At 74.8% G+C, this 11,343-nt stretch carries 11 protein-coding genes; 3 read left to right on the top strand and 8 right to left on the bottom strand.

Annotated elements, in window-relative coordinates; translation table 11 throughout:
• Positions 1-18: 18 nt before the first annotated feature.
• From ACFVVL_RS23005 to ACFVVL_RS22990, 4 genes are all read right to left on the bottom strand, one after another.
• Positions 19-1,029, bottom strand: a complete 1,011-nt coding sequence (locus ACFVVL_RS23005) for a methionine synthase (protein ID WP_387678048.1) — start codon at positions 1,027-1,029, stop codon at positions 19-21.
• 36 nt (positions 1,030-1,065) lie between these two features.
• Positions 1,066-1,755: an SDR family oxidoreductase gene (locus ACFVVL_RS23000; RefSeq protein WP_380286652.1), complete on the bottom strand. Its 690-nt coding sequence runs from the start codon at positions 1,753-1,755 to the stop codon at positions 1,066-1,068.
• A 13-nt stretch (positions 1,756-1,768) separates the two neighbouring features.
• Positions 1,769-2,293, bottom strand: a complete 525-nt coding sequence (locus tag ACFVVL_RS22995; protein ID WP_380286653.1) for a TIGR00730 family Rossman fold protein — start codon at positions 2,291-2,293, stop codon at positions 1,769-1,771.
• A 102-nt stretch (positions 2,294-2,395) separates the two neighbouring features.
• Positions 2,396-2,809: a DUF4267 domain-containing protein gene (locus tag ACFVVL_RS22990; protein ID WP_387678045.1), complete on the bottom strand. Its 414-nt coding sequence runs from the start codon at positions 2,807-2,809 to the stop codon at positions 2,396-2,398.
• 154 nt (positions 2,810-2,963) lie between these two features.
• Between ACFVVL_RS22990 and ACFVVL_RS22985 the strand changes: the two genes are divergently transcribed.
• Positions 2,964-6,338, top strand: coding sequence for a BTAD domain-containing putative transcriptional regulator (locus ACFVVL_RS22985; protein WP_387678042.1), 3,375 nt, complete (start codon positions 2,964-2,966; stop codon positions 6,336-6,338).
• Here ACFVVL_RS22985 and ACFVVL_RS22980 read toward each other — a convergent pair.
• Entirely contained in the window at positions 6,298-6,891 is a 594-nt protein-coding gene (locus ACFVVL_RS22980) for a Uma2 family endonuclease (protein WP_387678040.1), read from the bottom strand. The genes ACFVVL_RS22985 and ACFVVL_RS22980 overlap by 41 nt on opposite strands.
• Entirely contained in the window at positions 6,884-7,348 is a 465-nt protein-coding gene (locus ACFVVL_RS22975) for an NUDIX hydrolase (protein WP_387678063.1), read from the bottom strand. The genes ACFVVL_RS22980 and ACFVVL_RS22975 overlap by 8 nt, the downstream gene beginning before the upstream one ends.
• Before the next feature lie 17 nt (positions 7,349-7,365).
• Between ACFVVL_RS22975 and ACFVVL_RS22970 the strand changes: the two genes are divergently transcribed.
• Complete coding sequence (locus ACFVVL_RS22970; RefSeq protein WP_387678037.1) at positions 7,366-8,145, top strand: GntR family transcriptional regulator; 780 nt, start codon at positions 7,366-7,368, stop codon at positions 8,143-8,145.
• A 161-nt stretch (positions 8,146-8,306) separates the two neighbouring features.
• Entirely contained in the window at positions 8,307-8,747 is a 441-nt protein-coding gene (locus ACFVVL_RS22965) for an ATP-binding protein (protein ID WP_387678034.1), read from the top strand.
• A 177-nt stretch (positions 8,748-8,924) separates the two neighbouring features.
• Here the strand turns inward: ACFVVL_RS22965 and mnmA are convergent, their stop codons facing one another.
• Positions 8,925-10,064 carry a tRNA 2-thiouridine(34) synthase MnmA gene (gene mnmA, locus ACFVVL_RS22960; protein ID WP_387678031.1) on the bottom strand — a complete coding sequence of 380 codons (1,140 nt, stop codon included), beginning with the start codon at positions 10,062-10,064 and terminating at the stop codon, positions 8,925-8,927.
• A 17-nt stretch (positions 10,065-10,081) separates the two neighbouring features.
• Positions 10,082-11,263: a cysteine desulfurase family protein gene (locus ACFVVL_RS22955; protein WP_380286659.1), complete on the bottom strand. Its 1,182-nt coding sequence runs from the start codon at positions 11,261-11,263 to the stop codon at positions 10,082-10,084.
• Positions 11,264-11,343 lie beyond the last annotated feature (80 nt).

The raw sequence follows: 11,343 nt of genomic DNA, 5'->3' as shown, positions 1-11,343 counted from the left end.
AAGCCCTCCGTCAATCTCTCATTCCGGGTTGTCCACCAGGCTCCGGGCCGCCTTCACGCTCAGTGACAACGCCGCGCGGGCATGGGCCGGGGAGGCCCCGGCCAGCCCGCAGGTGGGCGTCACCAGCACACGGCGGCCCAGCAGCTCCGGGGAGAACCCGAGCCTGCGCCACAACGTCCTGACACCCTGGACACTACCGGCCGGGTCCGACAGTGCCTGGTCAGTGGAGGGGACGACACCGGCGAGGATCACGGTGCCCGCCTCGACCGCCTCACCGAGGTCGTCGTCCTCACGCTCGGTCAGCAGCGAGAAGTCCAGCGAGACGCCGGCCACCCCGGCCCGGCGCAGCAGCGGCAGCGGCACCCGGGGCGCGCAGCAGTGCACCACCACCGGCGCGTCCAGGGCGCCGACGACGTCCCGCAGCGCCTCCTCGGCGAGCTGCCGGTCGACGGCGCGCAGCCGCTGGAAGCCGCTGGCGGTCCTCACCTCGCCGGCCAGCACGGCGGGCAGCGAGGGCTCGTCCAGCTGGAGCACCACCTGCGCGCCGGGCACCCGCCTGCGGACGTCGGCGAGGTGGCGGCGCAGGCCCTCGGTGAGCGAACCGGCGATGTCCCGGCAGGCGCCGGGGTCGGCGAGCGCCTTCTCGCCGTACTTGAGCTCGACGGACGCGGCCAGCGTCCACGGGCCGACCGCCTGCACCTTCAGCGCGCCCCGGTAGCCCTGGGTGAACTCCTCCAGGGCGTCGAGGTCCTCGCCCAGCCAGGAGTGCGCGCGCCGGGTGTCCCGGCCGGGGCGGTCGGTGAACCGCCAGCCGCTCGGCTCGGTCTGCGCGAACAGCTCGACCAGCAGGCCGGCGGAGCGGCCGATCATGTCGGCGCCCGGCCCGCGGGCGGGCAGCTCCGGGAGGAACGGCAGGTGCTCCAGCGCGCCGGTGGACGTCTTGGCGGCCTCCCGGGCGTCGGTGCCGGGCAGCGAGCCGACGCCGGTGGCGGCGCCGACCAGGTCGGGGAAGGGGTGTCCGTTGCTCACCCGCCCGAGCCTAGTGCGCGCGCCGCCCCGGCTCGCTCAGCGCCCGGGGCGGACCGTGATGTCGGTGATCTCCGCGTCCCGGGAGGCGTCCAGCGCCGCCAGGACCGCCCTGGCCACCGACTCGGGCTCGATCCACTGCCCGGCGTCGTACGCCTTGCCCTCCTGCTGGTGCACCTTGACCTGCATCGCGGTGGCGGTGCGGCCCGGGTAGACGGAGGTGACCCGCACGCCGTTGCCGTGCTCCTCCAGCCGCAGCGCGTCCGCGAGCGCCTTCAGGCCGTGCTTGCCCGCCGCGTACGCCGACCAGTCGGCGCTCGCGCGCAGACCCGCGCCGGAGTTCACGAACACCACGTGGCCCTTCACCAGCCGCACCGAGGGCAGCAGCAGCCGGGTCAGCTCGGCGGGGGCGACCAGGTTGACGTTCAGGGTGTCCTGCCAGGCCTTGACCGGCAGCTCGCCGACCGGGCCGAGCTCGACCACGCCGGCCACGTGCAGCAGCGAGTCCAGCTCGACCGGCAGCGCCTGGTGGCCGAAGGCCCAGGAGAGCTTCGCCGGATCGCCGAGGTCGCCGACCAGGGTCTTCGCGCCGGGGAAGCGCTCGCGCAGCTCGGCGGCCCGGCGGGCGTCCCGGGCCAGCAGCCAGAGCTCGTCGCCGCGCTCGGCGAGACGTTCGGCGAGGACGGCGCCGATGCCGGAGCCGGCGCCGGTGATCAGATGAGTGGCCATGGGTCCGATCCTCTCAGGCCTTCAGCTGCTCGAAGACCTGGGCCGGGGTGTCGGCGAAGGTGATCAGCTCCGCGAGCGGGCGGGGGAGGAAGCCCTCCGCGTCCATCCGCTCCATCTGGGTGCGCAGGCCCGCGTAGAAGCCCTCGGTGTCCAGCACGACCACCGGCTTGTCGTGCAGCGCGTGCTTCTTGAGCTCCAGCACCTCGGTCACCTCGTCCAGCGTGCCCAGCCCGCCGACGAGGACGACGACCGCGTCCGCCCGCGACAGCAGCAGCGCCTTGCGTTCCGCGAGGTCGGCCGTGGTGACCAGCTCGTCGGCCCCCTCGTACGCCTTGTGCTTCAGGAACTCGACGGAGATCCCGACCAGCTGCCCGCCGGCCGCCTTCACCCCGTCCGCCAGCTCCCCCATCAGCCCGGCGTGCGAGCCGCCCCAGACGAGGGTGTGACCGCCCTCCCCGAGGAGCCGGGCGAACTCGGCGGCGGGGGCGGAGTAACGGTCGTCGAGCGAGGCGGCGGAACAGAAGACACAGATATTCATAGTCCCCCCGGTCTATCACGCCCGCCGACCCGCCCACGACCGAATTGGCCCCGCCCGGGGCCGGTCCCGGGCGGGTGCCCCCGACGCCCCCGGAGGTCTCGTTCAGCGGTGGACGGCCCCCGTTCGGACGGCGGGCGCGGCGGGGCGTTCGCGCAGGAGGAGGGCGGCGTTCAGGGCGACCGTCGCGGCCGCGGCGCCGTGGACGCCGAACGCGATGGCGGTCGACCCGTGGTTGCCGAGGACCGTCAGCATGTCGGTGAGGGGCGCGAAGGTGAGCCCCAGCAGCACCCAGCCGAGGGCCTTGCGGTGGCCGGTCAGCAGGAGCGCGAAGACGCCCAGGCAGATCCCGATGTCGCGCCCGCCCTTCACGGTGAGAAAGCCGGTGCCCTCGTGCTCGGGCCAGCTCGGCAGGCCGAACCCGGCCGCGGACCCCTGCGGGTCCAGCAGGAAGAGGAGGCCGATGTAGAGGAGGAACAGGCCGCTCAGGACGGAGAGGACGGTGGTGAAGCGCTTCATGGCCTTCCTGCCTTTCGTGAGGAGGTTCGAGGAGGAGGTCCGGACGGGTCGGCGCCGGCGCCTTCCCGGTGTCCGTGCGAGAAGCCTCGCCGGGGGCGCATGGAGGCCGTTTGGAAGCGACTTGGAGGAGATCGGGCCGTCTACGCTGTGCCGGGTGACGGTCTCCATACGCGTGCTGGGTTCCTTCGCCGCCGAGCTGGACGGCGGGCCCCTCCCGCTCGGCGGCCGGCGGCAACGCGCGGTCCTGGCCCGGCTGGTGGTGGCGCGCGGCGAGGTCGTCTCGGTCGACCGGCTGGTCGAGGAGGTCTGGCAGGGGGCCCCGCCGGCCCGGGCGGTGACGTCGCTGCAGGCGTACGTGTCGAACCTGCGCCGGCTGCTGGAGCCCGGCCGGGCACCGCGCACCCCGGCCGCGCTGCTGGTCAGCGCACCCCCCGGATACGCGCTGCGGCTGCCCGGCGAGGCCGTCGACGCCGGGCGCTTCGAGCGGCTGCTGCGCGAGGCGCGCGACGCCGCACCGCGGCAGCCGGACACCGCGCGGCGCCTGTTCGGCGAGGCGCTGTCGCCGTCGCTGTGGCGGGGCGGGGCGTACGCCGAGTTCGCCGACGACTCCTGGGCCCGCGCCGAGATCGCCCGCCTGGACGAGCTGCGGCTGGTGGCGCGCGAGCTGAACGTCGCCGCCGGACTGCGCTCGGCGCAGGCCGCCGTGACCGTCCCCGAGGCCGAACTGCTCACCCGCGAGCAGCCGTTGCGCGAGGAGGGCTGGCGCCTGCACGCGCTCGCGCTGTGGGCGGCGGGCCGCCAGGCCGACGCGCTGGCGACGCTGCGCCGGGCCCGCGCCGTCCTGGCGGCAGAGGTGGGCCTCGATCCGGGGCCGGCGCTGACCGCGCTCGAAGCGGCCGTCCTGGGCGGACGCACCGCCGTGCTGCGCGCCGCGACGGAGCCACCGGGGCGCCGGGCGCCGGCCCCGGCCGAAGGGCGCGAGGCCCCGGCACCGCCCCGCCGGCCCGGCACCGACGCACCGCTGTTCGTCGGCCGCGAGACCGAACTCGCCCGGTTGCTGGAGGCCGCCGGCCGGGCGGCCGGCGCGGGGCCCGGCGTCGCGCTGGTCACCGGCGAGGCGGGGCTGGGGAAGTCGGCGCTGCTGGAGCGGCTCGGCGAGCGGCTGCAGGCTGACGGCTGGCTGGTCGCGGCCGGCCGGGCACCCGACGACGAGGGCGCGCCGCCCGGGTGGCCCTGGGTGACGGCGCTGCGCACGATCGCCGCCGCCGCGCCGCCCCCGGCCGGGTCGGCCGAGGTCCTCGCCCCGCTGCTGTCCGACCGCCCGTCCGGCCGGGAGCCCGACGAGGACGCGGCCGCCGGCCGGTTCCGCCTCCACCGCGCGGTGTCACGGTGGCTCGCGGCGGTGGCCCGCGAGCGGCCGCTGGCCCTGCTGCTGGACGACCTGCACGGGGCCGACGCCGAGACGCTCGCCCTGCTGACGGCCCTGACCGAGCTGCCCCCGGCGACACCGGTCCTGATCGTCGCCGCCTACCGGCCGAACGAGACCGGGGGCCCGCTCACCGACCGGCTCGCCGCGCTCGCCCGGCGCTCGCCGCTGCGGCTGCCGTTGCCGGGGCTGCCCGCGTCGGCCGTCGCCGCGGTGATCGAGGCCGCGGGCGGCGGGCCGGTGGACGCCGGGACGGTCGCCGCGCTCGCCGAACGCACCGGCGGAAACCCCTTCTACCTGCGGGAGAGCGCCCGGCTGCTCAGCGGCGAAGGCGCGCTGGTGGCCCTGTCCGAGGTCCCCGAAGGCGTCCGGGACGTGCTGCGCCGCAGGCTCGGACGTCTCCCCGAGGCGGTGGTGCCGGTCCTGCGGCTGGCCGCGGTCGTCGGACGCGAAGCGGACGTCGAGCTGCTGGTCGACGCCGCGGACACCGACGAGAACGGGGTCCTGGGCGCGCTGGACTGCGGCCTGGTCGCCGGACTGCTGACCGAACCCGCCCCGGGCCGGGTCCGGTTCGCCCACGCGCTGGTGCGCGACACGCTGCTCGCCGATCTGAGCGGCCTGCGGGCCCGGCGCATGCACGGGCGGATAGCGGCCGGGCTGGAGCGGCTCGGTTCGGGTGACGTCTCGGCGCTGGCCCACCACTTCGCGCGGTCGGCGGCGTCGGCCACGGCCGCCAAGGCCGTGCACCACTGCCTGCGCGCGGCCGGGCTGGCGGCCGGCCGCTACGCCCACGACACGGCGGCCGAGCTGCTCGCCACCGCGCTGGACTGCTTCGAACGGACCCCGGCCGACCCGTCGGCAGACCGCGAGGCGGAACGCGTCGACCTGCTGGGCAGGCTGCTGCGCGCCCAGGTCCGGGCCGGGGCGGTGATGGCCGCCCGCGCGACCCGGCAGCGGGCGATCGACCACGCGGTCGGCACCGGACGGAGCGAACTGCTGATCCGCGCGCTCACCGCGTGGTCCGAGCCGACACCGTGGCAGACCCGGCCGTACGGCGCGGTCGACGAGCCCGTCGTCGCCCTGCTCCGCCGGTCGCTGGACCGGCCCCTCCCCACCCCGTCCGCCCGGTGCGGGCTGCTGCTCGCCTACTGCGCCGAACTGTCCGACGTGCGGGACCCGCGGGCGCGGGCCGCCGCCGAGGAGGCCGTCGACCTCGCGACGGCCGCGGGCGACCCCGGCCTGCGCGCGCGGGCGCTCGCGGCCCTGGTCCGCGAGCTCGACGCCGACCGCGAGGGACGCGAACTGGCGGTCCGGAGCGCGGAGCTCGTCCGGCTCGCCACGGCACACGACCTGCCCGCCCTCCGCTGGTTCGGCCTGTCCAGCCTGGCGACCGCCGCGGCCGCCGAAGGCGACGTCGCCGGCGCGTACGGCCACATCGACACCTGCGTGGAACTGGCCCGGACGTACCGCATGCCGGGGCCCGTCGTGGTCGGCCGGACCGCGCTGGCGACGCGAGCGCTGATCGAGGGGCGCGGCGAGGACGCCGAGCGGCTGTACGCCGAAGCCACCGCCGGGATGGCCCGGCAGGGCTCCCCGCACGCCGACGGCTTCCTCCAGGTCGCGACGGCGACGATCCGGGCCGCCCAGGGCAGGCTCGGCGAGTTCGTCCCGCAGGCCCGGCGGCTGACCGAGGAGTACGGCCCGCCGATGGCGGACCTCCTCGCGGCGGCCCTGTGCGCCGCCGGGGAGCGGGAGGAGGCCCGCGCCGTCCTCGCCCGGGTCGGTCCGCTGCGCACCGACTACCTCCTCACGGTCTGCGCGACCTTCCGCGCCATGGCGGCGGTGGCCCTCGCCGACCGGGCGCGGGCCGAGGAGCTGTACCGCACCCTCCTCCCCCACCGCGACGCACCCCCGCCCACCGCGGGCTTCACCCTGGCCGTCCGCCCCGTCGCCCGGACCCTCGGAGAACTCGCCCGCCTCCTCGGCCGCGACACCGAGGCGGCCGCCCACTTCGCCCACGCGACCGCCATCGCCGACCGCTGGGGCACCACCCTGGGGCGGGTCAGTCCTTGTACGGCAGCAGCGCCGCCAGGCTCAGCGTGAACCCGAAGGGCTCCGGGATGTGGATCTCGTCGCCGAACTTCCGGTCACTGCGGGTGTGGTACCGGTCGTGGCCGGACTCGGAGAACAACGTCACGGTGTGCCGGCGCGGATCCACGATCAGGTAGAGCGGGACACGCATCACGGCGTAGTCGTGCAGCTTGTCCATCCAGTCGTTGCCCGGGTTCGACGGCGAGACGATCTCGACGGCGATCAGCGCCTCGGCCGCCGGCGCCCGGTTGCCCGGCTCGGAGAGCACCTCCACCGGCAGGTAGGTGAGGTCCGGCTCACGCCCCTTGGAGACGTCCGGGCTGACGATCCTCGTACGTTCACCGGGGAGGTGCCCATCGGGGGCATGCCGCTCGAACTGCCCGCGCAGCAAGGCAAGGTCGAGCTGGTGCACGTTCGGCGGCGACGCCTGGACGAGCAGAACGTCCCCGGACCACTCGATCCGGACGCCCTCCGGGGCGATCCGCTCCGCCTCCTCGACGAAGTCGTGGTACCGCTCGTAGAAGCTCGTACCGCACCCTCCACGCGGCTCACGACCGTCAGCCAAGCACCTGCCGCCCGTCATGGGCCCGCACGACCGGTACCGCGCCGTCCCGGAGCGCGTCCAGCACGCGCACGGCGTAGACCTCGGCCATGCGGTCGGAGACCTCGCCCGGCGTGAGCCAGTCGACGGCGGTCGACTCGTCCGAGAGCCGCTCGCTGCCGCTCTCCGGGCGGCAGCGGAACACCAGGGCGACGATTCCGCGGCTCACGTTCTTGTAGACGCCGGTCAGCCGCTGCACGCCGACCTTGATCCCGGTCTCCTCGAACACCTCCCGCCGCACGCCGTCCTCGACGGTCTCCGCCACCTCCAGCACCCCGCCCGGCGGCTCCCACGTCCCGTTGTCGGCCCGCCGGATCGCCAGCACCCTGCCGTCCTCCCGCACCACCACCCCCGCGACGGACACCGAGTGGAGCGGCGTTGACTCGGACTTCCCGGCGCTGTTACTCATGTGCAGGAGAATAGGAGCCTTGAAGGACTATGGCGAATGGTGACGTGGCCTCGGCGGCCACAGCGAAGTACTTGCAGATCGCGGCCGATCTCGCCGCGCAGATCACGTCGGGAGTGCTTGCGCCCGGCGCGACCGTGCCCAGCGAAGCCGAACTCATGCAACGGTACGGAGTGGCGTCCGGAACAGTGCGCAAGGCCATCGCAGAGCTTCGAACAGCCCAGCTGATCGAAACGCACCACGGCCGCGGCTCCTTCGTCCGCTCCCGCCCACCGGTTCAGCGCAAGTCCGCGGACCGCTTCCGCCGCACCCACCGCAAGGCCGGCAAGGCCGCCTACCTCGCCGAGGCGGAGGCGTCGGGCGGTGTCCCGTCCGTGGCAGTGCTGTTCGTGGGACCCACACCCGCACCGCCGGAGATCGCCGAGCGCCTCGACCTTCCCGTCGGCACCCAGGTACTGGCCCGCAAACGCCGGTACTTCCGGGACGGCGTCCCGACAGAGGAAGCCACCTCCTACCTCCCGTGGGACGTGGCCAAGGACATTCCGGAGGTTTTCGCCGAGAACCCCGGTGGCGGCGGCATCTACGCCCGGCTCGAAGAACACGGGTACTCCCTCGCCGAGTTCACCGAGTCCGTACGGGCCCGTCTCGCGACCAAGCCCGAGACCAAGGCCCTCGCCCTGAGCCCGGGCGCGCCGGTGATCCACCTCGTGCGCGACGCCATCTCCACGGATGGCCGAGTGGTGGAGGTGTGCGACACCGTCATGGCCGCCGACCAGTTCGTCCTCGACTACCGCTTCCCCGCGCGGGACTGAGGAGCAATCGGCTCCGGCAACCTGTCGCGGGATTCTCCCGCGACAGGTTGACTCATGTACAGGAGTCGGGCACCCTTCTGCCATGCACTCATGTACATGAGTGCATGGCAGAGCCTCATCTAGAGGAGATGGCCTGCGAGGGCCTGCACCTTGGAGTTCTCATGCAGCACGTCCTGTTGGAGACTCAGGCGTCTTCCGATGCCTCCCCGACCTCACTCCCGGCACCGGCCGAAGTGCTGTTGCCCTATCTCCCGGAAGCGGCCGGTCAGGCGCGCCGGTTCCTCCGAACGACGCTCACGGGGTGGGGGTTGGACGGGTTGGTCGACGCGGCCGTGCTGGTCGGCAGCGAGTTGGTCACCAATGCCGCGAAGACCGGATGCCGGCAGCAGATGACGGTCGCGGTCCGGCAGCTCTCGCGGACGACCCTGCGGATCACGGTGCGCGACGGCTCGTGTGTTCTTCCGGTCCTGATTCGCGCCTCCCCGGAGGAGGAGTGCCACCGCGGCCTGGCCCTGGTGGATCGCCTGACCGACGGTCGCTGGGGCGCGACCCTCGAACCGGCCGGGAAGGTCGTCCACGCCGACCTGACGACCACCCGGTGAAGCCGTCGGATGACGACCCCGACACCGAATCCGTCCGGGTCTGGGCCGCGTACGGAGTTTCGGTGGCGGCCGCTCTCCACGTCCTCGCTGCGGCTCTGGTGCTGATCAACCGCGCTCGCTGAACGCCGCCCGCGCCGCCGGGCCGGCGGCGCGGGCGGTGCCGATCCGAGTGCGGGGTCAGGCGGTGACGGTGGGGCGGTGGGTGGTGGCGATGGTGGCGGAGCCGATGACGCGGGGGCCGTCGTAGAGGACGACGGCCTGGCCGGGGGCGATGCCGCGGGCGGGGGTGTCGAGGGTGACGTGGAGGGTGTCGTCGACGACGGAGGCGGTGACGGGGACCTCCTCGCCGTGGGCGCGGAGCTGGGCGGTGTAGCGGCCGTCGGCGAGCGGCTCGGTGCCGCACCAGCGGGGGCGGATGGCGGTGAGGGCGGTGACGTCCAGGCCCTCGACCGGGCCCACGGTGACGGTGTTGTTCACCGGGGAGATGTCGAGGACGTAGCGCGGCTTGCCGTCGGCGGCCGGGCGGCCGATCCGCAGGCCCTTGCGCTGGCCGATGGTGAAGCCGTACGCGCCGTCGTGCTCGCCGAGCTTGGTGCCGTCGACGTCCAGGATGTCGCCGGTGGCGGTGCCGAGGTGCTTGGCCAGGAAGCCCTGGGTGTCGCCGTCCGCGATGAAGCAGATGTCGTGCGAGTCCGGCTTCTTGGCGACGGCCAGGCCGCGCCGCTCGGCCTCCTCGCGGATGACGTCCTTGGTGGTGTCGCCGAGCGGGAACAGCGAGTGGGCGAGCTGGTCGGCGTCGAGCACGCCGAGCACGTAGGACTGGTCCTTGGCGGCGTCCACGGCCCGGTGCAGCTCGCGCGAGCCGTCCGGGAGGTCGACGATGCGGGCGTAGTGGCCGGTGCAGACGGCGTCGAAGCCGAGCGCGATCGCCTTGTCCAGCAGGGCGGCGAACTTGATCTTCTCGTTGCAGCGCAGGCACGGGTTGGGGGTGCGGCCGGCGGCGTACTCCGCGACGAAGTCGTCGATGACGTCCTCCCGGAAGCGCTCGGCGAGGTCCCAGACGTAGAACGGGATGCCGATCACGTCGGCGGCCCGGCGCGCGTCCCGGGAGTCCTCGATGGTGCAGCAGCCGCGCGCACCGGTCCGGAAGGACTGCGGGTTGCTGGAGAGCGCCAGGTGCACGCCGGTCACCTCGTGACCGGCTTCGACGGCGCGGGCGGCGGCGACGGCGGAGTCCACCCCGCCGGACATCGCCGCGAGCACGCGCAGGCGGCCAGTGGCGGACGGAGCGGTCGGGGCACCCGGGAAGTCAGTCATGATGCCACCAAGCGTACCTACCGCCGGACGGCCGCCAGGCCCGCGTTGCGGGCGCGCTGGACGGCCGGGGCGATGGCCCCGGCGAGCGCGGTGACGTCCTCCCGGCCCGACGTGTGGCCGAGCGAGAACCGCAGCGAGGCGCGGGCCAGCAGCGGGTCGACGCCCATCGCCAGCAGCACGTGGCTGGGCTGCGGGACGCCGGCCGAGCAGGCCGAGCCGGTGGAGCACTCGATGCCCTGGGCGTCGAGCAGCATCAGCAGCGCGTCGCCCTCGCAACCGGGGAAGGAGAAGTGCGCGTTGGCGGGCAGCCGCCCCTCGGCCGCCGGGTCGCCGTTGAGCACCGCGTCCGGGACGGCCGCCAGCACCGAGGCGACCAGCTCGTCACGGAGCGCGCCCAGCGTCACGGCGTGCTCCGCGCGCCGCTCCACGGCGACCGTCGCCGCGGCGGCGAACCCGGCCGCGCCGGGCGCGTCCAGGGTGCCGGAGCGGACGTCGCGCTCCTGGCCGCCGCCGTGCAGCAGCGGAACGGGCGCCGCACCGCGCGACAGCAGCAGCGCGCCGATGCCGAACGGGCCGCCGATCTTGTGGCCGGTGACGGTGAGCGCGGTCAGCCCGGAGTCGGCGAAGGACACCGGGACCTGGCCGAGCGCCTGCACCGCGTCGGCGTGCACCGGGATGCCGTACTCGGCGGCCACGGCGGCGAGTTCGGCGACCGGCTGGACGGTGCCGACCTCGTTGTTCGCCCACATCACGGTGACCAGCGCGACCGAGCCCGGATCGCGCTCGATCGCCTCGCGCAGCGCCGCCGGGTGGACCCGGCCGAGCGCGTCCACCGGCAGGTAGTCGACGGTGGCGCCCTCGTGCTCGGCGAGCCAGTGCACCGCGTCCAGCACCGCGTGGTGCTCGACCGGGCTGCAGAGCACCCGGGTGCGGGCCGGGTCGGCGCCGCGGCGGGCCCAGTACAGGCCCTTGACGGCCAGGTTGTCGGACTCGGTGCCGCCGCCGGTGAGGACGATCTCGCTGGGCCGGGCGCCGAGCGAGTCGGCCAGCGACTCGCGGGCCTCCTCGACCACCCGGCGGGCCCGGCGGCCGGACGCGTGCAGGGAGGAGGCGTTGCCGACGACCCCCAGGTGCGCCGTCATCGCGGCGATCGCCTCGGGCAGCATCGGCGTGGTCGCCGCATGGTCCAGGTATGGCATAACCATCCGATTGTAGAGGCCCCCCGGCCGGAGCCGGACCGGCACGGACGCACGGGTCGGCCGCGTCACGCCACAGCGCA

It is taken from the genome of Kitasatospora sp. NPDC058115, from assembly GCF_042884635.1.
GTDB lineage: Bacteria > Actinomycetota > Actinomycetes > Streptomycetales > Streptomycetaceae > Kitasatospora.
This window is presented reverse-complemented; position numbering and strand designations above follow the sequence as displayed.